At 44.8% G+C, this 21,337-nt stretch carries 21 protein-coding genes and 1 pseudogene; 8 read left to right on the top strand and 14 right to left on the bottom strand.

Annotated features, from left to right (window positions below; all coding sequences use genetic code 11):
• Window positions 1-90 precede the first annotated feature (90 nt).
• The 4 genes from slyD to kefG form a co-directional block, all read right to left on the bottom strand.
• On the bottom strand, window positions 91-666 hold the full coding sequence (slyD, locus tag P4S58_RS00760) for a peptidylprolyl isomerase (RefSeq protein WP_102962871.1): 576 nt from the start codon (window positions 664-666) through the stop codon (window positions 91-93).
• Between the two features lie 98 nt (window positions 667-764).
• A complete protein-coding gene (locus P4S58_RS00755) occupies window positions 765-965 on the bottom strand; it encodes a YheV family putative zinc ribbon protein (RefSeq protein ID WP_102962870.1) in 201 nt (66 codons plus the stop codon).
• 29 nt (window positions 966-994) lie between these two features.
• Entirely contained in the window at window positions 995-2,800 is a 1,806-nt protein-coding gene (kefB, locus tag P4S58_RS00750) for a glutathione-regulated potassium-efflux system protein KefB (RefSeq protein WP_102962869.1), read from the bottom strand.
• Complete coding sequence (kefG, locus tag P4S58_RS00745; RefSeq protein ID WP_102962922.1) at window positions 2,793-3,371, bottom strand: glutathione-regulated potassium-efflux system ancillary protein KefG; 579 nt, start codon at window positions 3,369-3,371, stop codon at window positions 2,793-2,795. Before kefG ends, kefB begins: the two co-directional genes overlap by 8 nt.
• A gap of 150 nt (window positions 3,372-3,521) precedes the next feature.
• Here kefG and P4S58_RS00740 point away from each other — a divergent pair, with 150 nt between their 5' ends.
• The 6 genes from P4S58_RS00740 to crp all read left to right on the top strand — a co-directional run bounded on the left by P4S58_RS00740 (window position 3,522) and on the right by crp (window position 9,152).
• Window positions 3,522-5,444, top strand: coding sequence for an ABC transporter ATP-binding protein (locus tag P4S58_RS00740; RefSeq protein WP_102953983.1), 1,923 nt, complete (start codon window positions 3,522-3,524; stop codon window positions 5,442-5,444).
• Window positions 5,441-5,911: a TIGR02444 family protein gene (locus P4S58_RS00735; RefSeq protein ID WP_102962867.1), complete on the top strand. Its 471-nt coding sequence runs from the start codon at window positions 5,441-5,443 to the stop codon at window positions 5,909-5,911. The genes P4S58_RS00740 and P4S58_RS00735 overlap by 4 nt, the downstream gene beginning before the upstream one ends.
• A gap of 119 nt (window positions 5,912-6,030) precedes the next feature.
• Window positions 6,031-7,011 carry a hydrolase gene (locus tag P4S58_RS00730; RefSeq protein ID WP_102962866.1) on the top strand — a complete coding sequence of 327 codons (981 nt, stop codon included), beginning with the start codon at window positions 6,031-6,033 and terminating at the stop codon, window positions 7,009-7,011.
• 93 nt (window positions 7,012-7,104) lie between these two features.
• On the top strand, window positions 7,105-7,314 hold the full coding sequence (locus P4S58_RS00725; RefSeq protein WP_042485134.1) for a YheU family protein: 210 nt from the start codon (window positions 7,105-7,107) through the stop codon (window positions 7,312-7,314).
• A 95-nt stretch (window positions 7,315-7,409) separates the two neighbouring features.
• Window positions 7,410-8,279: a phosphoribulokinase gene (locus tag P4S58_RS00720; RefSeq protein ID WP_042485131.1), complete on the top strand. Its 870-nt coding sequence runs from the start codon at window positions 7,410-7,412 to the stop codon at window positions 8,277-8,279.
• Between the two features lie 240 nt (window positions 8,280-8,519).
• Window positions 8,520-9,152: a cAMP-activated global transcriptional regulator CRP gene (gene crp, locus P4S58_RS00715; protein WP_004728582.1), complete on the top strand. Its 633-nt coding sequence runs from the start codon at window positions 8,520-8,522 to the stop codon at window positions 9,150-9,152.
• Between the two features lie 102 nt (window positions 9,153-9,254).
• On the opposite strand, the gene P4S58_RS00710 is transcribed toward crp, so the two are convergent.
• The 4 genes from P4S58_RS00710 to P4S58_RS00695 all read right to left on the bottom strand — a co-directional run bounded on the left by P4S58_RS00710 (window position 9,255) and on the right by P4S58_RS00695 (window position 14,003).
• Window positions 9,255-10,058, bottom strand: a complete 804-nt coding sequence (locus tag P4S58_RS00710; RefSeq protein WP_102962865.1) for a DUF1338 domain-containing protein — start codon at window positions 10,056-10,058, stop codon at window positions 9,255-9,257.
• 150 nt (window positions 10,059-10,208) lie between these two features.
• Complete coding sequence (astD, locus tag P4S58_RS00705; RefSeq protein WP_102962864.1) at window positions 10,209-11,666, bottom strand: succinylglutamate-semialdehyde dehydrogenase; 1,458 nt, start codon at window positions 11,664-11,666, stop codon at window positions 10,209-10,211.
• Between the two features lie 20 nt (window positions 11,667-11,686).
• On the bottom strand, window positions 11,687-12,706 hold the full coding sequence (gene astA / locus P4S58_RS00700; RefSeq protein WP_102962863.1) for an arginine N-succinyltransferase: 1,020 nt from the start codon (window positions 12,704-12,706) through the stop codon (window positions 11,687-11,689).
• 85 nt (window positions 12,707-12,791) lie between these two features.
• Window positions 12,792-14,003, bottom strand: coding sequence for an aspartate aminotransferase family protein (locus P4S58_RS00695; RefSeq protein ID WP_102962862.1), 1,212 nt, complete (start codon window positions 14,001-14,003; stop codon window positions 12,792-12,794).
• A 167-nt stretch (window positions 14,004-14,170) separates the two neighbouring features.
• On the opposite strand from P4S58_RS00695, the gene P4S58_RS00690 reads away from it, so the two are divergent.
• Window positions 14,171-14,446 (top strand): hypothetical protein, encoded by a 276-nt coding sequence (locus P4S58_RS00690; protein WP_146029077.1) that lies wholly within the window; start codon window positions 14,171-14,173, stop codon window positions 14,444-14,446.
• A 59-nt stretch (window positions 14,447-14,505) separates the two neighbouring features.
• On the opposite strand, the gene P4S58_RS00685 is transcribed toward P4S58_RS00690, so the two are convergent.
• Together P4S58_RS00685 and P4S58_RS00680 are read right to left on the bottom strand one after the other, a co-directional pair.
• Window positions 14,506-15,084 (bottom strand): aminodeoxychorismate/anthranilate synthase component II, encoded by a 579-nt coding sequence (locus P4S58_RS00685; protein WP_102962921.1) that lies wholly within the window; start codon window positions 15,082-15,084, stop codon window positions 14,506-14,508.
• Between the two features lie 252 nt (window positions 15,085-15,336).
• A pseudogene (locus P4S58_RS00680) lies at window positions 15,337-16,371 on the bottom strand (IS630 family transposase).
• Window positions 16,372-16,437: 66 nt separating this feature from the next.
• On the opposite strand from P4S58_RS00680, the gene P4S58_RS00675 reads away from it, so the two are divergent.
• The gene (locus P4S58_RS00675) at window positions 16,438-17,664 is read left to right on the top strand and encodes an NAD(P)/FAD-dependent oxidoreductase (RefSeq protein WP_337162760.1); all 1,227 of its coding nucleotides are present in this window, start codon (window positions 16,438-16,440) and stop codon (window positions 17,662-17,664) included.
• A 79-nt stretch (window positions 17,665-17,743) separates the two neighbouring features.
• On the opposite strand, the gene trpS is transcribed toward P4S58_RS00675, so the two are convergent.
• From trpS to P4S58_RS00655, 4 genes are all read right to left on the bottom strand, one after another.
• Window positions 17,744-18,763, bottom strand: a complete 1,020-nt coding sequence (trpS, locus tag P4S58_RS00670; protein WP_102962860.1) for a tryptophan--tRNA ligase — start codon at window positions 18,761-18,763, stop codon at window positions 17,744-17,746.
• A 136-nt stretch (window positions 18,764-18,899) separates the two neighbouring features.
• Window positions 18,900-19,580, bottom strand: a complete 681-nt coding sequence (locus P4S58_RS00665) for a phosphoglycolate phosphatase (RefSeq protein WP_102953974.1) — start codon at window positions 19,578-19,580, stop codon at window positions 18,900-18,902.
• 35 nt (window positions 19,581-19,615) lie between these two features.
• A complete protein-coding gene (gene rpe, locus P4S58_RS00660) occupies window positions 19,616-20,290 on the bottom strand; it encodes a ribulose-phosphate 3-epimerase (protein WP_042485107.1) in 675 nt (224 codons plus the stop codon).
• Between the two features lie 185 nt (window positions 20,291-20,475).
• Window positions 20,476-21,297 (bottom strand): Dam family site-specific DNA-(adenine-N6)-methyltransferase, encoded by an 822-nt coding sequence (locus P4S58_RS00655; protein ID WP_102962859.1) that lies wholly within the window; start codon window positions 21,295-21,297, stop codon window positions 20,476-20,478.
• Window positions 21,298-21,337: the final 40 nt, after the last annotated feature.

Here is a 21,337-nt window from a genome sequence, read left to right as displayed (position 1 = left end):
AGCGAAAATAAAAAAAGCGTGAACCGATTGCTCGACTCACGCTTTCTTTTATAGGGCTAGGAGCTGCTTATAGCAAGCCCACCGCACAGTTTAGTGGCAGTGACCGCCGCCACAACAACCATCTTTGTGGTCATGGTCGTGATCATGACCACCACAACATTCGTGGTCATCATGATCGTGACCGTGGCCGCCACAGCCACCCGCTTGGTGTACGTGACCGTGCTCAAGTTCTTCAGCAGTTGCTTCACGAACTGCAACAACTTCTACATCGAAAGTCAGAGTGTGACCAGCAAGCATATGGTTACCGTCAACCACAACTTCATCACCATCAACTTCTGTAATTTCTACAGGAATTGGACCTTGGTCTGTATCCGCTAGGAAGCGCATACCTACTTCGATCTCATCAACACCTTGGAATACGTTTGCAGGAACGCGCTGAACAAGATCATCGCTGTGCTCACCGTATGCATCTTCAGGTGTGATAGTTGCAGTGAACTTGTCACCTGCTACTTTGCCTTCTAGCTCTTTTTCAAGGCCAGTGATTAGGTTGTTGTGACCATGTAGGTAATCTAGTGGTGCTTCCACTGTGGATTGGTCAACAACGATACCATCTTCCAGTTTTACTTGGTAAGCAAGGCTTACAACCACGTTCTTTTCAATTTTCATAACGGCTCCAGGGCGGTTTTGGTGCTTTTAGACACATAAAGTCATGCCTAAAAATAATCTAATGGTGGATATTATGGGGATCGTGAGCAGAAACTCAATTATTCCGGCTTAAAAATACCGATCATTTGCTCTTGACCGTGTTCACTTTTCTCTACAGCTTTTGGTTTACGCTGTTCTGAATAATCACACTCAACGCATTCCACCAGCTCTATGTTGTTCTCTATCCACCAGCGTAAGGTATCTTGAGCTTTACAACTCGGACAACTCGCCCCTGCAATAAAGCGTTTTTTTATATTCACGTATTGGTTCCTACTACTTACTTGTTCTTTTAGTCTTTTTCCCAATAGCTACGAGACTGTTTATCACCGTCCATCTCGCGGCCAAAAATTTCTTCCAATTCTTTACGAGCTTCTTTGGCTCTTAAGTTAAGCCGTTTACCTTCATTGTGTTGAGGTAGCAACTCTTTAAGCATTGCCATGTCCAACTTGCGAAAATGAGCTTCGGCTCTTTTAGCTTCATAAGGATGCATACCCAGCGAGATTAACGTTTGTCGACCAAGATCCAAGGCACCTAAAAAGGTTTCGCGAGAGTAACGCTCAACACCGTGATTCATTAGTTGGTAGGCTTCAACACGGCTACGTGCACGAGCCAATATTTTCAATTTAGGGAAGTGATGTTTGCAAAGCTCAACAATTTTCACCACTTCATCAGGCGCGTCGGTACAGATAACAATTGCCTCTGCTTCATCTGCGCCCGCCGCTCGCAATAACTCAAGCTGAGTGGCGTCGCCATAGAATACTTTATATCCGTATTTGCGTAGTAATTTTATTTGGCTGGCATCACTTTCTAATACCGTAATTTTGATCTTGTTGGCATACATCAAGCGGCCAACAATTTGCCCAAAACGACCAAATCCAGCGATGATAACTCTCGGTTCTTTATCAAACACGTCCGATGCCAACTTTTCTTCATCGGAGCTATTCAAATTACGCGCAAACCAACGGCTTTGAGCCGATAGCAACAACGGCGTGGTCACCATCGACAAGCTCACCACAACGAGTAAAAAGGCAACTTGCTCTGATTTGAGTAACCCTTGACTGCTCGCTGCAGTAAAGATAACAAAAGCAAACTCACCGCCTTGGCTCAGTATTGCAGCCATTCGGCTGCGAGCTTTAGCCCGAGTACCAGAAAAACGGGCGAGCACATAAAGAAGTAAACCTTTGACTGTCACCAGAGCGATCACAGCCAGCAATATGCTTAATGGTTCAAGAGCCAACAACCCTAAATCAACCGCCATTCCGACAGAGATAAAGAACAGGCCAAGCAACAAGCCTTTGAAGGGCTCGATAGCAATTTCCAGCTCGTGACGGAACTCACTTTCGGCTAACAACACCCCTGCCAAGAAGGTACCAAGCGCCATAGACAAACCTAATTGCTGCATCAACAGAGCGATACCAATCACCAGCAGTAGCGCAGCAACGGTAAACAACTCTCGCACACCACTTAATACGATGTAGCGAAACAGAGGGCTCAGAAGGTAATGACCACCCACCAATAAACCGACAATGCCACATAACATCCACACAACATCAAGCCAGCTTCCGCCAGTATTGCCCGCCAGTACGGGTAACAACGCCAGCATAGGAATGACCGCGATATCTTGGAATAGCAGAACAGCAAAACCGGATTGCCCCGTTTCCGTTCGAGTTAAACCTCTTTCTTCTATCACGCGTAATGCAATTGCGGTTGAAGAGAGCGCTAACCCCATGCCAATAACTAAACTGCTTTGCCAGCCGATACCCAGCAACGAAGTCAGGCTGGCAATCACAGCGGTCGTCACCACAACCTGCGCCCCACCCAGTCCCAAAATTGGCCCACGCATTTGCCACAGTTTTCTCGGATTTAGCTCTAAACCAATCAAAAACAGCAGCAAAACCACGCCAAACTCAGCAAAGTGCATAATCGCTTCAACATCGCTGATTAAACCCAATCCCCAAGGCCCGATGATCACACCCGCAAGTAAATACCCCAGAACAGAACCAAGCCCTGCCCTTTGTGCTAAAGGCACAGCCACCACAGCAGCGGTAAGGAAAACGGCTGTACTTTGTAGAAAATCACTACTTACTTCAGCCATGATGCTCTCCTTGCTCAGCTAACGGATCCAATAACCACTGTCTATAGGCTTCTGCATGTTGATATCGCTCAATGTCGCTAACATTGCGTGACCAATACAGCACCATGGGTTCTAACCATTGCATACGACACAATGCCGCTGTCAGCTCAAAGGGTTGTAAAATGTCTTTCAACGGATAACGGTTATAGCCCTTCTCACCAAAAGCATCGATGTTACCGCCAGTGGTGATGACACTGCGCCAGACTTTCCCCTGCAGCGCACTTTTGTTACCGAAAGCGAATCCTTTTGCCAGTATTCTATCCATCCATTCCTTAAGTAGCGCCGGACAGGAATACATATACAAAGGGTGCTGAAACACAATCACATCATGCTCTAACAAGCGCTGGCGCTCAGCTTGAACATCGATAAAAAAGTCTGGGTATGTGGCATAGAGATCAAGAATAGAGACGTGCTCAAGTGAAGAGATCTTTTTAATCATCACTTGGTTTGCAATGGAGTGATGTGGCTCAGGGTGAGCATAAATCACTAATACTTTAGGCTTTTGTAAAGCAGACGGCGTATCTTGTGTCATTCCTTGACGGCACTCCGTAACGTTATCAAATTGGTAACTGTTGCTTAGCATCATAACGTAAATTGCATAATGATCGACATTTATCCTCGTTGCCCCTACTATTCTGGGCGAAATCTCAACGGCAACTCTATTAATAGCTAAAACAAATTTATGATTATCTTCTCGGACATCCAACTACTACGTGGCGGAAAACCTCTGCTCGACCAAGCATCAGCAACCATCAACCCAGGCGACAAAGTGGGTCTAGTGGGTAAAAACGGTTGTGGTAAATCCACCCTATTTGCCCTCTTGAAAGACGAATTGTCTATTGATGCTGGCTCATTCAGTAAACCTGCTCAGTGGGAACTGGCTTGGGTAGCACAAGAAACGCTGGCTTTAGAACGCAGTGCTTTGGAATACGTTATCGATGGCGACCGAGAATACAGAGATTTAGAACGTCAGCTTGGTGAAGCAGAAATTGCAGACAACGGCACACTAGTAGCTGAGCTGCATGGCAAAATCGAAACCATTGGCGGTTACAGCATCCGAGCTCGCGCTTCAGAGCTACTGGACGGTTTAGGCTTTAGCCAAGAACAGATGTCATGGAACCTGACTCAGTTTTCAGGTGGCTGGCGTATGCGTCTTAACCTTGCACAAGCACTGATTTGCCGCTCTGATTTGCTATTGCTCGATGAACCAACTAACCACTTAGATTTAGATGCCGTGATGTGGTTAGAGCGCTGGTTACAAAGCTATCCGGGAACTTTGATTCTGATTTCCCACGACCGAGATTTCTTAGACCCGATCATCAACCGTATCATTCACATTGAGAATCAGAAGCTGAATGAATACACGGGCAACTACTCTTCGTTTGAAAATCAACGCGCGCAAAAGATGTTGCAACAGCAAGCTATGTATCAGAAGCAACAAAAGCAGATGAGTCACATGCAGAGCTACATCGATCGTTTCCGTTACAAAGCGTCTAAAGCTCGTCAGGCGCAAAGCCGGATTAAAGCTTTAGAACGAATGGAAAAAGTGTTGCCAGCACAGTTTGATAACCCATTCAGTTTTGAGTTTCGCGAACCGTCTGCACTGCCAAACCCAATCTTGATGATGGATGACGTGAGTGCGGGATACGACGATAACCTTATCCTAGAGAAGATTCGTCTTAATCTCGTTCCGGGCAGCCGTATTGGTCTGCTTGGTCGTAACGGTGCGGGTAAATCAACCCTAATTAAGCTGTTATCCAATGAACTGACTCCGCAAGGTGGTGACCTATCCTACTCACAAGGGGTGAAAATTGGTTACTTCGCGCAGCATCAGCTTGAAACGCTTCATCCAGAAGAGACACCTTTGCAACACATGATGCAAATCGCGCCTGAGAAAAACGAATTAGAACTGCGCAACTATCTGGGTAGTTTCGGCTTCAACGGTGATAAAGCACTAGAGAAAGTTGGACCGTTCTCGGGCGGTGAAAAAGCGCGCCTCGTGTTGGCTCTTATTGTGTGGCAAAAACCAAACCTGCTATTACTTGATGAACCAACCAACCACCTTGATTTGGATATGCGTCAAGCCCTGACTCTTGCACTGCAAAGCTTCGAAGGTGCGATGGTTATTGTCAGTCACGACCGCTACCTACTGCGCGCTACAACCGATGATTTGTATCTGGTTCATGACCGCCAAGTGGCACCGTTTGATGGTGATTTAGTAGATTACTATAAATGGCTTCAGGATCAGCAAAAAGCAGAACGCAAAGAACAACAAGCTCAAGCTGCACCAAAAGACAATGCTAACAGCGCTGCAGCGAAGAAAGATCAAAAACGTCGTGAAGCAGAACTTCGCAAGCTGACTGCGCCAATTCGCAAAAAGCTGACACAACTCGAAGCGAAAATGGATAAGTTGAACGAAATTGTCGCGGACTCTGAACAACAATTATCGGAGTCCTCACTGTATGATGCAGAAAACAAAGCTAAACTTAACCAAGTTCTCGCTACACAAGCTCAGGCGAAATCCGAACTCGAAGAGATCGAAATGGAGTGGATGAGCGAGCAAGAGACGCTGGAAGAAATGGAACAGGAGTTCAACAGTCAATGACCCAAGAGCACGTCAGAATTTCACTCACGTTGGAACGACTATGGCAATTCATCTTGCAGTACTACAGCGTTCGAGAAGTCAAAGAGGCGTGCTTACACCTGCAAAACCACTATAACGGCAACGTTAATTTGCTCTTGCTGCTCAAATGGCTTGATGAGCAGCAAGTAGCGTTTCACGAGCAAGATTGGCAAACAGTTATTGAATGTATCGGACGCTCAGAAACACTGCTGCATAGCTACCGGGAGTTACGACGTAAACTAAAAGCCACTCTGCCGGACACCCTATATCGCGAAGCACTGCAATTCGAATTGCAGCTGGAAAAGCAACAACAGTCGGATTTAGTCGACTGCATCAATAGTCTAACTTTGATGAACAATAAAGACGCACCTCTTACTCAACGTTACTGCCGACAACTCGGTGCCGAAAACCTCGCTAAACAGTTTGCCAAACCTGCACCCAAGAACTGAATCTTCCCGCTTATTTAATTGGGTATATACTCAATATAAACAGACCACTTAAAGTTGCAGTCACCAAAACTGCATCATTAAATAGGCAAAAATAATTGAATTAATTTGATGGTTAGCCGATGACCCAATTTGTTGCCGCTACAGGCTTGAAGAACCCACATTTACAGACATTAGTCCCGCGCTTTATTCGTAAGAAAGCGCTGTTTGAACCCGTCTGGCAAACGCTCGATACACCTGACGGCGATTTCCTCGACTTAGCGTGGAGTGAAGATGCACATAGTGAAAGCGCAGCGAAGAAACCCATTTTCATCCTATTTCATGGTCTGGAAGGCTGCTTCTATAGCCCTTATGCCAATGGCTTAATGCAAGCCTTTGCCAAAGATGGCTGGTTATCGGTCATGATGCACTTCCGCGGTTGTAGCGGTAAGCCGAATAATTTGGCTCGCGCATACCATTCCGGTGAGGTGGAAGATGCCCGTTTAGTTCTGGAATATTTGAGAGAACAGTTTCCGAATCGCACTATCGTCGCTACTGGTATTTCTCTTGGAGGCAACATGCTGGTGAACTACTTGGCTGATTACAATCAAGACCCAATAGTCACAGCTGCTACTGTCGTGTCTGCGCCTTTGGACTTAGCGGCTTGTGCTCAACGGATTGAACACGGTTTTTCAAAAATCTATCGCCGTTATCTGGTCTCATCACTGAAAAACAGTGCAATGAAAAAGCATCATCTGCTCAAAGGTGAACTAGGGCTTTCCTATCAGAGCATTAAACGCGTCACTCACCTCAGTGATTTCGATGACTTAATCACAGCGCCCCTGCATGGGTTTAAAGATTCGCAAGACTACTACGAGAAATGCTCTGGTATTAACAAACTACAGCAAATTAAAGTACCCACTCAGATCATTCATGCTAAAGACGATCCATTTATGAATGAATCTGTGATTCCCAAATTCATCCTACCTGACAACATCGACTATCGCTTGTTTGAGCAAGGCGGGCACGTTGGCTTTGTATCCGGAAGCATCCTAAAGCCTGAATTTTGGCTGGAAAAAGCATTGCCTGCTTATTATGAAAGTTTGAAAGACGCTCAGGATTAAATATTCGTCAGCATTAAAAAATTCGCACCTCCATTAATGGGCTGACGTGCGTTATATTGACGAAACAACATTAAGTAGAATTACGAGCAAGTTATGATTGTACCTTGGCAAGATATTGCACCAGAAACATTAGAAAACCTCATCAGCGAATTTGTGCTCAGAGAAGGCACAGATTATGGCGAAGTTGAAGTTTCTCTGGAGCATAAGATCGACCAAATCAAAGCATTACTAAGGAGCGGCGATGCGGTGATTGTCTATTCAGAATTACACGAAAGTATTGATATCAAAGTTAATAATCGATAATCAGTGACAATTGAAATTCCATGTTATAGTGGCTTCAACTCGGGCGATGAACAGATTTCAACGCCTTATTATAGGATTTTTGGACAAGGTTAGTCATGTCAGCAAAACACCCAATTATTGCCGTAACTGGTTCATCAGGTGCAGGCACTACTACAACGTCAGAAGCATTCCGTAAAATGTTCAACATGATGAGTGTTAAACCCGCTTGGGTTGAAGGTGATAGTTTTCACCGTTTCACTCGTCCAGAAATGGATATTGAAATCCGTAAAGCCCGCGAACAGGGTCGTCATATCAGCTACTTCGGCCCAGAAGCCAACGACTTTGGTGCTTTGAGCGAGTTTTTCCGTCAATACGGTAAAGCAGGAACAGGCCAAATCCGACGCTATCTGCACACCTTTGATGAGGCCGTGCCTTATAACCAAATGCCCGGAACATTCACTCCATGGCAAGAGCTTCCAGCTAGTACAGACGTACTCTTCTATGAAGGGCTACACGGTGGTGTGGTAGACGGTGAGGTTAATGTGGCGCAGCATGTCGATTTCCTGATTGGCATGGTACCGATTGTTAACCTTGAGTGGATTCAAAAGTATGTCCGTGACACCCGTGACCGGGGGCACTCGCGCGAAGCCGTGATGGATTCGATAGTTCGCTCAATGGATGACTATCTCAACTACATCACACCACAATTTTCGCGCACGCATATTAACTTTCAACGGGTGCCGACCGTAGATACATCCAACCCACTGAATGCCAAAGGCATTCCTAGTCTGGACGAAAGTTTTGTAGTCATTCGCCTACGTGGAATTAAAAATGTCGACTTCCCATACTTACTGGCAATGATCGACGGCTCCTTTATGTCTCGCCACAACACCATTGTGGTTCCGGGAGGAAAAATGAGTTTTGCCATGGAATTGATTGTAAGACCAATCCTACAGCAACTCATTGAAACGGGGAAAATCGGCTAATCGAAACAAGCTTTTTGCGTTTAGTTTCCATACCGTGACCATGTGCACATTTTTGCGTAAAAAATCAAGGTAGGGACACGATTAAAATCAAGAAAATGTCGCTGAAAAAGGATACTATTCTTAACCGAAACACAAGATAGCTTGCAGCGACCATAAAGTCCTCTTATTCTAGTAAATCTATTTTAAGCTTTGCTAAATATGGATAGCAGCAAGCGTACCCTGCAGAGGAAGTGAGATATTATGGTTCTAGGTAAACCTCAAACCGACCCAACATTAGAGTGGTTTCTTTCACATTGTCACATTCATAAGTACCCTTCAAAAAGCACGCTGATTCACGCGGGCGAGAAAGCAGAAACTTTGTACTACATTGTTAAAGGTTCTGTTGCGGTACTGATTAAAGATGAAGAAGGAAAGGAAATGATCCTTTCTTACCTAAACCAAGGTGACTTCATCGGTGAACTTGGCTTGTTTGAAGAAGGTCAAGAGCGTACAGCATGGGTTCGAGCTAAATCTCCATGTGAAGTTGCTGAAATTTCATTTAAGAAGTTCCGTCAGCTTATCCAAGTTAACCCAGATATTTTAATGCGTCTTTCTGGTCAGATGGCTCGTCGTCTACAAGTAACAAGCCAGAAAGTTGGTGACCTTGCGTTCCTAGACGTAACAGGCCGCATTGCACAAACGCTTCTTAACCTAGCGAAACAGCCTGACGCAATGACTCACCCAGACGGCATGCAGATCAAGATCACTCGTCAAGAAATCGGTCAAATCGTTGGCTGTTCTCGTGAGACAGTAGGTCGTATTCTGAAGATGCTTGAAGAGCAGAATCTAATTTCAGCTCACGGTAAGACTATCGTTGTGTACGGAACTCGTTAATAGCTAACGCTATTACAAAAATTCAAAAGCCACCTTCTGGTGGCTTTTCTTTTTTCTGCTCTATTCGCTAACACATAAAGCTCGGTAAGTGATCACTCTTAACTAGGCAAGAGATTTACTATCGGTACTTTCAAAAATCTTATCCGCAGACGCAGCTACAAATCCTGTATATAGCTCTCCGTTTACCATTGGATAGCGCTTCGCAAACTCGTAGAAGCCACCAGGAACCGTTTCAGTGCCATCACTAAATGTTACTGGAACTTTATCTGCCATGGTTGAAGACTGCTCAAGTAGAACCTCTGGTGTTCCTTTCACTTCACCGCCAGACTCATTGATGGTGAAGCCTGCACCACGTAAATGGTCATTCACTTGTTTCACTTCAGTAAATGCCTTGAGCTGGTTTACGTTAACCGTAAAGTGGTTCGCTCCATAACCATGCGCAGCTAACCAAGAAGCGTACTCGCTCTCTTCTGCCAGCAACTGGTAATCTGCAAAACTGATATCCCACAAGCGACCACCATAAAGGAATGCATCACCTTCGAGCTTAGTTGCATCTACTTGCTCAACCAACTTGGCAACAATCTCTTGTAGCTGTGGTGAACACTCTTCAACTTTCAGTTCACTAATGAATACTTTTGGCTGAAGTGGATCCGGATGTTCAAAGTGTTTAGCAACCAGTTTTTTGCTTTCAAAAACATAGTCACCACAATCTTTGTAGCCAAGGGCTAAGAAAGGTTTTGCTAACGTTTCTAGACCAAGAGGAGCAACATTGAAAGTACGTAGTGCAATATGGTCATTGATTAGCGCTTCATCTTCTTCTAACAAGCTATGAACTTTATCTGCGGAAGGACAAAGGCGAGTGATGTAATCATTCCACAATGATTGAAACAGAACTTCTGGCGTCATAGTGCCTCCTTGGCTTCATGAACACGACGTATTGGATTGGAAAAGAGGCTAACTAAAGCCGGTTACTATTCTTTTATAGATTTAAGTTGTTATTAGTTTTCAGGTTTAAACAAATAGGCTTCACCTTTCGATGAAGCCTGAATAACTTTGTTATAACTCTACACCTGGGCTTAGTGTCGCTGGAAGCTCGGTTGCAGAGCCTTCCATTGACGCCATTGGGTATGCACAGTAGTCCGCTGCGTAGAATGCACTTGGACGTAAGTTACCCGAAGCACCCGGACCACCAAATGGAGCATCACCACTCGCACCCGTTAGCTGACGGTTGCGGTTCACGATACCTGCACGAATATGGTCAACAAAGTATTCCCACTCCGCATCTTCTGTTGTAACTAAGCCAGCAGACAAACCAAAGCGAGTATCGTTAGCCAGCTCAACCGCTTGCTCTAGAGTTTCGTAGCGCACTAATTGCAGTAGCGGGCCGAAGTACTCTTCATCTGGAAGCTCTGCGATAGCAGTAACATCAATAATACCCGGTGATACGAACGCAGCACCTTTACTTTGCGCTTCAACAAGGCTCTTACCGCCTAAAGATTGCAGGTTAGATTGCGCATTGAGAATGAAGTCCGCCGCCGCTTTAGAGATTTGAGGCCCCATAAATGGTGCTGGCTCAGCAAATGGCTGATCCATATGCAGCTTCTTCGTCGCTTCAACCAAGCGAGCAACCAGTTCATCGCCTTTCGCACCAACAGGAACATACAGACGACGTGCACAAGTACAACGTTGACCAGCACTGATAAATGCAGACTGAATAATGGTGTAAACCGTTGCGTTCAAATCACCAAAATTCTCAGAAATCACCATTGGGTTGTTACCACCCATCTCTAGCGCCAGCATCTTGTCTGGCTGACCAGCAAACTGGCGATGAAGAATGTGCCCTGTATTCGCGCTACCCGTAAACAACAGGCCATCAATCCCTTTAGACTGAGCCAAAGCAATACCAGTCTCTTTGCCGCCTTGAACTAGGTTGATAACACCCGTTGGTAAACCAGCGGCTTCCCAGAGCTTCATAGTGACTTCTGCCGTCCATGGTGTTTGCTCTGACGGTTTGAACACAACGGTATTGCCCGCTAGTAGAGCAGGAACAATATGCCCATTCGGTAAGTGGCCAGGGAAGTTGTAAGGACCAAACACGGCCATAACACCCAGTGGGCGGTGGCGCAGTACAATTTGGTTGCCTGCAGCTTCACGTACGGTTTCACCAGTGCGGTCATGGTACGCACGAATAGAGATAGCAATCTTGCCAGCCATAGCAGCTGCTTCAGTGCGAGTTTCCCAAATTGGTTTACCCGTTTCTTTCGCGATCACTTCTGCAATTTGCTCACTGTTCTCTTTAATTTTTTCAGCAAAAGCGAGCACCACTTTTTCACGCTCAGAGAATGGAAGCTTTTTCCATTCAACAAACGCTTTACGAGCTGAAGAAACAGCTTGTTCAACTTGCTCTTGTGTTGCACTTTGACCTTGCCAAATGACCTCATCGTTATAAGGGCTTAAAGATGAAAGCATTTCACCTTTACCTTCCAACCACTGTCCTGCGATCCACTGAGTCATAATGTGTTCCTTAAATTCTTTTACTGAGCCAAAATTCGAATAAAGTCGCCATTATCTACTTTCAGTGCATTTGCTACTTTTGGACAGATAATTGCGCTGCCGTTTTCACGGTTGAATGCTGCTTTTGCGGCGGTCGCTCGAAAGTTTTCAAACGATGTATTACAGATTAAAAAATCTTGCGAGCTTGAGTGTTCAGCAATAATGACCTTCACTCGAACTGAGTTACGTACCGAGTCGATATTGTTGATATCACACTCCACACTTGGGCCCGCATCAAAAATGTCGACATAATTGCGACAGGTAAACCCTTCCTTCTCCAACAATTTAAGAGCAGGTCGTGTCTTTTCATGCACCTGACCAATAACTTCCTGTGCTTCTTTGCTGAGCAAATTGATATATATCGGCAGTTTAGGCATCAAATCCGCAATAAAGCCTTTCTTACCAATGCCGGTCAGATAGTCAGCCATGGTGAAATCAATTGAGAAAAAGTGTTCTTGCAGCCATTGCCAGAATGGCGAATTGCCATCTTCGTCGGAGACACCACGCATCTCAGCGAAAATAGTCTTAGAGAATCGATGTGGGTGTTCGGCCATCATCAAGAATCGGCATTTAGACATCAGTCTGCCGTTGAGACCTTGACGGAATTCTGGGCGTAAAAACAGTGTGCAGATTTCCGAACAACCAGTGTAGTTATTACCAAAAGTCAGCAACTTAACCACATTGTTTACATTCAGCTTTGGTGATGAATGCACTATGGTGCTGATGTGATAGGAATAAAACGGAACATCCCAACCGACAGCGGCTTCTATTCCCGTTGTCCCAGCCACTTCACCCGTTTCTGAATCAAAACCGACCATCAGGTAGCCTTCATCCGATGGTGAAGTAACGTCTGGTTTAGTAAAACTGTATTCAGAGTGTTTGATACGGTTGGTTAACAGTTCTTCGTTAACCGGTAATGAAGTGAAACCATGACCAGATTCGACAGCACAAGTGTGCAACGCGTCGTAATCGGACATAGAAATTGGGCGTACAACTAGCATCAATACTTCCCTCCAGATGCATTTAGGGCCTAATCATTAGGCCCTTGTAGGCTCACTCGATTTGGTGAGCCTCGTAGCTTAGTTTTTACACAAGTGATGCGATTGCTTTATCCAAACGCGCTAAGCCTTCTTCAATTTCCTCTTTTTCGATAATGAGTGATGGTGTCATACGTACCACGTTTGCACCCGCCATCAGAATCATCAGACCTTGTTTACCAGCGGCAACAAGAATGTCACGCGCACGACCTTGCCACTCTTCATTTAGAGCTGCGCCAAGAAGCAAACCTTTACCACGAACTTCAGAGAACACATTGTACTTAGCATTGATCTTCTCTAAACCTTCACGGAACAGTGCTTCACGCTCAATAACACCCGCTAGAGTTTCTGGCTGGCTGATGATGTCTACTACTGCTTCTGCAACCGCACATGCTAGTGGGTTACCACCGTATGTAGAACCGTGAGTACCTGGCTTAAAGTGCTCAGCCAGCTCAGTGGTGGTTAGCATTGCGCCGATAGGGAAACCACCACCAAGAGACTTAGCAGTGCTTAAAATATCAGGAGTAATGCCTAGACCTTGATAAGCGAAGAAGTGACCAGTACGACCGTTACCTGTTTGAACTTCATCAAAAATCAGTAGCGCATTGTGTTTATCACACAACTCACGAACAGTTTGAATGAACTCAGGTGTTGGAGACACAATACCGCCTTCACCTTGAAGCGGCTCGATCATCACAGCACAAGTACGATCTGAGATGTGTGCTCGCAACGCTTCAACGTTGTTGTACTCAAGGTGAGTAATATCACCCGGTTTTGGGCCAAAGCCATCAGAGTAAGCCGCTTGGCCACCGACAGTGACGGTAAAGAAAGTACGACCGTGGAAACCTTGTTTAAAGGCGATGATTTCAGATTTTTCAGGGCCGAATTTATCTGCAGCATAACGACGAGCTAGCTTTAGTGCTGCTTCGTTTGCTTCTGCACCAGAGTTCGAAAAGAACACTTTTTCTGCAAAGCTGACTTGTGTCAGTTTCTTTGCCAAACGCAGTGCAGGTTCATTTGTCATAACGTTGCTTAAGTGCCAAAGCTTGTTGCCTTGTTCAGTCAACGCTTTAACCAACGCAGGGTGACAATGACCTAAACAACTCACAGCGATACCACCAGCAAAGTCAATGTACTCATTGCCTTGTTGATCCCATACTCGTGAGCCTTGTCCCTTAACCGGGATGAATTCCATCGGGTTGTAACAAGGTACCATTACCTCATCAAACAGACCGCGTTCTACATTAATTTCAGTTGTCATTGTTCGTCCCTTTCTTGATACCGCATGCTTTGTAGATCGTCGACCTAACTACAAAAGTATAAGCTTGAAATTTTGTATTGCATTTCAGTTAATGCAGCATTGTATTTACAAATTATTAACTATTTCAATAGTGATTTATCCTTTGTCAGCCATTTTCAGACTGATAAATGACACCACCGTTGAGTATTTATGCAACAAGCCATCGCTTTTATGAAGTATTTTCTTTATTCCGTCACAAAATAATTAGTCGAACCCCATTAGAACCAAGGAGTCCAGCTAAATCGAGAGGAAATATCACGAATAAAATTGCATCAAAGACAAATCGTATTTTTGATATTAGGAAAATGAAGAATAGTGATCGCGGTCAGGAAAAGTTCACTTATTTGCTACAGAAAAATATTGCAGCAGCGGTAATTACTCCACAAATAGTAGTTATGCAGTAATTAGAGCTGAGAAATAGCCTCTACTTCCGACAAATAGTTATATTTAACAACCGAAGACTCTAGCGGCGCAGAAAGTTGGCAAGCAGCTCGTGGCCCTGTTCTGTCTTGATCGATTCAGGATGAAACTGAACCGCATCAATCGGTAAGCTCTTATGTTGATAACCCATGATTTCATCCAAACTACCATCAGGTAATTCAGTCCATGCGGTTACCTCTAGACATTCTGGTAGAGAATCCGTTTTCACTACCAAAGAGTGATAACGAGTCACAGTGAGAGGATTATTCAAACCAGCGAAGACACTTTTACCCGTGTGCGTAATTGGCGAAGTTTTTCCGTGCATCACTTGGCGCGCACGAACCACTTCTCCACCAAATACCTGTGCTATCGCTTGGTGCCCTAGGCAGACACCCAGAATCGGCAATTTTCCGGCAAAGTATTCAATCGCTTTTAAAGAGATTCCGGCTTCATTAGGTGTACAAGGTCCCGGAGAAATAACGAGATGGGAAGGGTTCAAATCCTCAATCTGTTGCAAGGTGATCTCATCATTGCGCACAACTTTCACGTCAGCACCAAGCTCGCAGAAGTATTGGTACAAGTTATACGTAAAAGAGTCGTAGTTATCGATGATGAGTAGCATAAGCCAAGGTATCTGTTGCAATGAAAACACCCCGCATTCTACGAATCCACCGCTAAGATTCAATCAATAAGTTTACTGGTGTTACATTGACAATCGCTCTCTGCGCACATTTTTTAAACAATTCTCTCTAACCTTCCATTAATTAGCTAACATTAAATTAGATAATTCTAATTTAACAAAAAGGACGAGAGAATGAAAAGGACAATAGTTATCGGTGCCGGTTTAGGCGGTATGTCATACCAATCTGGAAAATTAACTGGTCAGGTCTATCCATCTTCTTGAGCACATTTTGGTGACTCTTTTAGGGCTATCCAAAAAACGATTCCATGCATCGCAGATTTTGGCGATGATATCGTCGTAATCAGTAAAAGATTGGTTGGCTAAATAGCGTTGCCTCAACCAACTCCATACTTGTTCGATAGGGTTTAGCTCTGGAGAATAGGGGGAAGTTTGATGACACTGACATTCTTAAAGTCATTGGTAATGTCTTCTGTATGCCATCCTGCCCCATCCATAACAACGACGGCGTGACGTCCCTTCTCCGTGACTGCCGATATTTGTTTTAAGTGCTCTATCATGATGTCTTTACTAACCCAAGGGACAACGATAGCCTCACCAATTCCTTTGCTGGGACAGACTGAACCGAACAGATAGGCATACTCAAATTGTTGTTGCTTCACGGCTCTTGGGCGAGTTCCTTTTTCAGCCCATAAACGTGTGGTCGTGTTTTGTTGCCCAAATCTGGCTTCGTCCTGAAACCAGACATCGACACACTCTAAAGCTATATGTCCCGGGATCTTAAGGATCGTTTCGATTTTGAATTTTTTTAAAATCGTCTTGTGTTTGTTGAGATTGTTTGGGGTGTTTTGAGCGGGAAGTTATCCATGAAAAGCCCATGTGGTCGAGCAGGTAATAGATAGAATCAGGGTGGTAGTGCTGGCCGAATTCTTTCACAATATAAGCGTGGATGTCGGCACCAGTCAGTCGTCCGCCTTGTGTATCATTGGCTTTATCTTTTATGTATTGGCTCAATTGCTCTTTTTGCTCGGAAGTTAAGAATGGCGGTCTTCCAGTTCTTGGCTTTTCTTGTAGCCCTTCCAGCCCTTCTTCAAGAAAAGCTTGAACCCACTTATTGACACTGGTTCGACTTACCTTGAGAAACTTGGCGATTTGTGTGCGTGATTGCCCATCTTTGAAATGAGCGAGGGCCAGCAGTCTCATTTTCATCTGGATGGATTTCTGCTGGCTTGCGAGCTTTTTAAAGTCGATATTATTGAGGCTATCCATAGAGAATCAGTTTTATTGTTGGATGGCCTCAATTAGATCACATTTTTACTTAGATTGGTATCAATCGTGTATGAACTCAGACAAAAACTGCCCAAAGACCATGAAGTTATGCTCATTAATGAAAGTGAAGAGTTTCACTTTATTCCATCAAACCCTTGGGTTGCGTTAGGCGAAAGAAAAAAAGAACAGGTCGTACTCGATCTCAGACCTTATGTGGATAAATTCAATATCCCATTCAATACCTCTGGGGTTGCTGAGATCTTACCGAAGGAAAAGCGCTTAATCACAGTTGACGGGAACGAATACAGCTATGACTATCTGGCTATTTGTACTGGGCCTAAGTTGGCATTCGAAGCCGTAACAGGTGCCGGACCGGACAACGGATTTACTCATTCGATCTGTACTGTCGACCATGCCGTGAAATCACATCAGGCATTAGAAGAGTTGGTTAAAAATCCCGGCCCTGTACTTGTTGGTGCATTACAAGGGGCAAGCTGCTTCGGCCCTGCATACGAATACATTCTTTCATTGGAAACTCATCTGCGTAAGCTCAAAGTCAGAGATCAAATACCCATTACCTTTGTGACCAGCGAACCTTATATTGGTCATATGGGATTGGGTGGTGTCGGTGACTCAAAAGCGCTTATGGAGCATGAGTTCCGTGAACGCGGAATCAAATGGATATGTAACTCTAGGGTCAAAGAATTTGAATCGGGTATGGCGCATATCGAAGAACTCAACCGCAAAGGCGAAGTGGATTTCGAGCATAACCTCCCCTTCTCCATGGCGATGTTCTTACCGCCATTTAAAGGATCTCCTGCTGTAGCGGCTGTTCCTGAACTTTGTAATCCGAAAGGTTTCGTCATTACAGACCAGTTCCAGCGTAGTCCTGTTTATCCGGAGATTTTTGCCGCTGGAGTTTGCGTCGCCATTCCACCATTGGAAGATACACCCGTTCCAGTCGGCGCGCCAAAGACGGGTTTTATGATTGAATCGATGACCACTGCGATTGTCGAAAACATTCTTAGCCTAGAACGAGGCGAAGAAATGCACACCAAACCTACGTTGAATGCGCTGTGTTTGGCAGACATGGGGGATAAAGGCGCGGCGTTTATTGCTCTGCCACAGAACCCGCCACGCAATACCAACTGGACTTCAATGGGGCAATGGGTTCACATCGCCAAAATTGCCTATGAGAAATACTTCCTCTACAAAGTGAAAAAAGGCACCAGCGAGCCTATTTATGAGAAGTACATTCTCAAAGCCGCCGGAATTACCCGAACTAAAGAGTAATCCAAGTACGTCAGATACAACAAAGGCCAGCAAATGCTGGCCTTCTGATATTGAAACCGATTATCGGTACAACACGAAATTAGTATGGACGCGCAACGAAACCAACCGCTTTGTATACTTTTTTCAGCGTTTGCAGTGCACGAGCCGATGCTTTTTCCGCGCCATCACGCATAACACTGTTTAAGTATTCGCGATCGTTACGGATACGTGCATATTCCGTCTGTACAGGTTCAAGCATAGCGACCAAAGCTTCGCCCACATCTTTCTTAAACGGACCGTACATTTCAACACCTGCATACTCTGCTTCAATCTCAGCAAAAGTTTTACCTGTTGCTGCAGAGTACAAACCCATTAGGTTAGAAATACCCGCTTTGTTCTGCACATCGTGTGCAATACGTGGCGGTGTTTCTGTATCGGTTTGTGCTTTGTTGATCTTCTTGATGATCGACTTAGGGTCTTCCAGCAGAGTAATTACGTTTTTACGGTTATCGTCTGATTTAGACATCTTCTTCGTCGCATCCTGCAAGCTCATCACTCGTGCATTGACCGTTGGGATGTAAGGCTCTGGTACTGTGAAGATTGGCGCTTCTGGCGCATAGATGTTGTTAAAACGCGTTGCGATGTCGCGTGCCAACTCTAAGTGTTGCTTCTGGTCACTGCCCACAGGAACTTGGTGCGCACCATAAAGCAGAATATCAGCAGCCATCAGCACTGGGTAATTAAATAGACCAGCGTTCACATCATTAGCGTAACGTGCTGATTTGTCTTTAAACTGAGTCATACGACTCAGCTCACCCATTTGGGTGTAACAGTTCAATACCCAACCAAGTTGAGCATGCTCCGGTACGTGAGACTGAACAAAAAGCGTGCTCTTCTTCGGATCAACACCAACTGCTAAACAAATTGCCAACGCGTCCAGAGTCGCTTCATGCAGTGCTTTAGGATCTTGGCGAACCGTAATTGCATGTAAATCAACAACGCAGTATTGGCAATCATAGTCATCTTGCATTTGTTGCCATTGACGTAGAGCACCCAAGTAGTTACCGATACTTAGTTCGCCGGATGGCTGAACACCACTCAATACGATGGGTTTGCTCATGGGTATGATTTCCTTGTTACTAATAAGAATAAAGGTCTAACAATCTAATGCGCTGATTCGGTCTATACCTGATTATTTCAGCGCGATTTAGCAGTGTACTCATTAACGAGTATTTTTCTAGTTTAGAAAATGGTTTTTATGCTGAAACTGCAACGATATCGAGTAATTGTGCAATATCATCAGCGACAAAATCTGGCTTCGCATTCGCAATAGGCTCACCGTGGTTGTAACCGTAAGTTAAACCAAACGATGCACAACCCGCGTTTTTGGCCGCAAGAATGTCGTTCTTAGAGTCGCCTACCATCAGCATTTGGCTAGCATCAACTTGGTGCTTTTCCAAAAGCCAGTTTAAAGCCATAGGGTCAGGCTTTTTATTTGGGAAAGTGTCACCACCAATCACATCAGTAAAGTACTGAGCAATGTTGTGTTGTTCCAGTACGTGAGGAACAAACTTTGATGGTTTGTTGGTGACCAACGCCAAAGTGAAACCCGCTTGATGCAGAGAGGCTAGCGTCTCTTTCACATTGCTGTAAAGGTGACTTAGCTTGTGCCCTGTTTTTTCGTAAAAATCATCAAACAGCTCACGAGCTTTTGCATGCACATCTTTATCCAATTCAGGATCGATCACCAGGCTGCGGCTCAGAGTTCTGCCGATAAGAATATCAGCACCGTTGCCAACGTAATCTCTCACTTCAACTTCAGTGACACCCGGGTAACCTAATGCTTGTGCTGCTTGGTCAGCTGCAACGGCTAAATCTGGAACGCTATCTAATAAAGTGCCATCTAAATCAAAAGCTATCAGCTTAATTTGGTTCACTATCTACTTCCCTAACTTTCTCTTTGTATTAATAATTATTTTTCAACACGAGCCAGTTCAGCGCGCATGTCATCAATGACTGCTTTGTAATCTGGTTGGTCAAAAATCGCTGAGCCAGCAACAAACATATCTGCACCTGCTTCAGCGATTTCACGAATGTTATCCACTTTCACGCCACCATCCACTTCTAGGCGAATGTCACGGCCACTTTCATCAATCAACTTACGCACCGCGCGCAGTTTATCCAAAGTGTGAGGAATGAATGACTGGCCGCCAAAACCTGGGTTTACCGACATAAGCAGAATCATATCCACTTTATCCATCAGGTAATCCAAGTGACTTAACGATGTCGCAGGGTTTAAAACCACGCCCGCTTTACAGCCGTGTTCTTTAATCAGTTGCAGTGTACGGTCAACGTGCTCTGAAGCTTCCACATGGAAAGTAATCATCGATGCGCCCGCTTTAGCAAAATCAGGGATGATGCGGTCGACTGGCTTCACCATCAAATGCACGTCGATTGGGGCGGTAATACCATAGTCACGCAGAGCTTTACAAATCGGAGCACCAAAAGTCAGGTTAGGTACATAGTGATTATCCATCACATCAAAGTGCACAACGTCAGCACCCGCTGCGAGTGCTTTTTCGACATCTTCTCCCAGACGAGCTAAATCTGCGGAAAGAATGGATGGAGCAATGAGAAAATCTTTCATACCTGACCTCTTAGGCTTATTGAATGGAAGCTGAACACAATGTGTGCGCCATTCTACCTAAGGGAGGCTGGAGATCCTAGCGTTAAGGTTTTTTCGTTTATCGAAGAAGAGATGTATCAGGAAGAGACTTAAGGAAGATTTGTCTAAGGAAATCTTCCCTTGCTTTTAACAGCGAATTACGACCGTTAAGAACCCGCTTTGAACAGAGCCAGCAGCTCGTCCACTTTGTTACGTCCAGAACCGTTGCGGCTAATGGTACGCTTCACTTTAACTACATTTAGCTGGGCACCGTGGTACAAACGGCGGGTCAAAATCGTATCGTGGTTAGAAATCAAGACTGGAATATTACGTTCTGTCGCGGTTTTTTCTGCGATATCCGCCAAAGCAGCTTGGTCATCTAACGTAAAACCGGCACCTGAATAAGAGGTGAAGTTCGCCGTGTTTGACAATGGCGCATACGGTGGATCACAGTAAATCACACTGTTACTAGCTGCTTTACGGAATGTATCTTCGTATCCAGCGCAGATAAAGGTAGCTCTCTGTGCTTTCTGAGCAAAAAATTCCAGCTCTGATTCAGGGAAATAAGGTTTTTTATACGAACCAAATGGGACGTTGAATCCGCCTTTTTTGTTGTAACGGCAAAGACCGTTAAATCCAAAGCGGTTCATATATAAGAATGCCAGTGAACGATACAGAACATCATCAGTACTATTAAACTGCGAACGAACATCGAGATAGAACTCTTTGCGGTTGTTCTCAGCCACAAACCAACGTTTGGCTTCTGAAATATAGTGCTGTGGGCTCTCTTTCAACAGATTGTAGAGATTGACCAAATCTGGGTTGATATCCGCCAACAGATAGTGCTTATACTCTGTGTTCAAGAATATAGAGCCTGCACCAACAAATGGCTCTACCAACTCTTCAGCAGATGGTAAGTGGCGTTGGATGTCTTCGACTAGGCCATATTTACCACCAGCCCATTTCAGAAAGGCACGCTGCTTTTTCATCTACTGCTCTAATTCTTTACCACAAAAATAAGGCTGCGAA

This window comes from Vibrio sp. Hal054, from assembly GCF_037162405.1.
Lineage (GTDB): Bacteria > Pseudomonadota > Gammaproteobacteria > Enterobacterales > Vibrionaceae > Vibrio > Vibrio diazotrophicus.
This window is presented reverse-complemented; position numbering and strand designations above follow the sequence as displayed.

What these genes read in the sequence shown, in the direction of transcription:
- kefB (WP_102962869.1), bottom strand. Translation starts at nt 2,800, where the DNA reads ATGGCTGAAGTAAGTAGTGATTTTCTACAAAGTACAGCCGTTTTCCTT.
- P4S58_RS00730 (WP_102962866.1), top strand. Translation starts at nt 6,031, where the DNA reads ATGACCCAATTTGTTGCCGCTACAGGCTTGAAGAACCCACATTTACAG.
- P4S58_RS00655 (WP_102962859.1), bottom strand. Translation starts at nt 21,297, where the DNA reads ATGAAAAAGCAGCGTGCCTTTCTGAAATGGGCTGGTGGTAAATATGGC.
- P4S58_RS00725 (WP_042485134.1), top strand. Translation starts at nt 7,105, where the DNA reads ATGATTGTACCTTGGCAAGATATTGCACCAGAAACATTAGAAAACCTC.
- crp (WP_004728582.1), top strand. Translation starts at nt 8,520, where the DNA reads ATGGTTCTAGGTAAACCTCAAACCGACCCAACATTAGAGTGGTTTCTT.
- trpS (WP_102962860.1), bottom strand. Translation starts at nt 18,763, where the DNA reads ATGAGCAAACCCATCGTATTGAGTGGTGTTCAGCCATCCGGCGAACTA.
- P4S58_RS00710 (WP_102962865.1), bottom strand. Translation starts at nt 10,058, where the DNA reads ATGACGCCAGAAGTTCTGTTTCAATCATTGTGGAATGATTACATCACT.
- astD (WP_102962864.1), bottom strand. Translation starts at nt 11,666, where the DNA reads ATGACTCAGTGGATCGCAGGACAGTGGTTGGAAGGTAAAGGTGAAATG.
- kefG (WP_102962922.1), bottom strand. Translation starts at nt 3,371, where the DNA reads ATGACACAAGATACGCCGTCTGCTTTACAAAAGCCTAAAGTATTAGTG.
- P4S58_RS00720 (WP_042485131.1), top strand. Translation starts at nt 7,410, where the DNA reads ATGTCAGCAAAACACCCAATTATTGCCGTAACTGGTTCATCAGGTGCA.
- P4S58_RS00685 (WP_102962921.1), bottom strand. Translation starts at nt 15,084, where the DNA reads ATGCTACTCATCATCGATAACTACGACTCTTTTACGTATAACTTGTAC.
- astA (WP_102962863.1), bottom strand. Translation starts at nt 12,706, where the DNA reads ATGCTAGTTGTACGCCCAATTTCTATGTCCGATTACGACGCGTTGCAC.
- slyD (WP_102962871.1), bottom strand. Translation starts at nt 666, where the DNA reads ATGAAAATTGAAAAGAACGTGGTTGTAAGCCTTGCTTACCAAGTAAAA.
- P4S58_RS00740 (WP_102953983.1), top strand. Translation starts at nt 3,522, where the DNA reads ATGATTATCTTCTCGGACATCCAACTACTACGTGGCGGAAAACCTCTG.
- rpe (WP_042485107.1), bottom strand. Translation starts at nt 20,290, where the DNA reads ATGAAAGATTTTCTCATTGCTCCATCCATTCTTTCCGCAGATTTAGCT.
- P4S58_RS00735 (WP_102962867.1), top strand. Translation starts at nt 5,441, where the DNA reads ATGACCCAAGAGCACGTCAGAATTTCACTCACGTTGGAACGACTATGG.
- P4S58_RS00690 (WP_146029077.1), top strand. Translation starts at nt 14,171, where the DNA reads ATGACACCACCGTTGAGTATTTATGCAACAAGCCATCGCTTTTATGAA.
- P4S58_RS00695 (WP_102962862.1), bottom strand. Translation starts at nt 14,003, where the DNA reads ATGACAACTGAAATTAATGTAGAACGCGGTCTGTTTGATGAGGTAATG.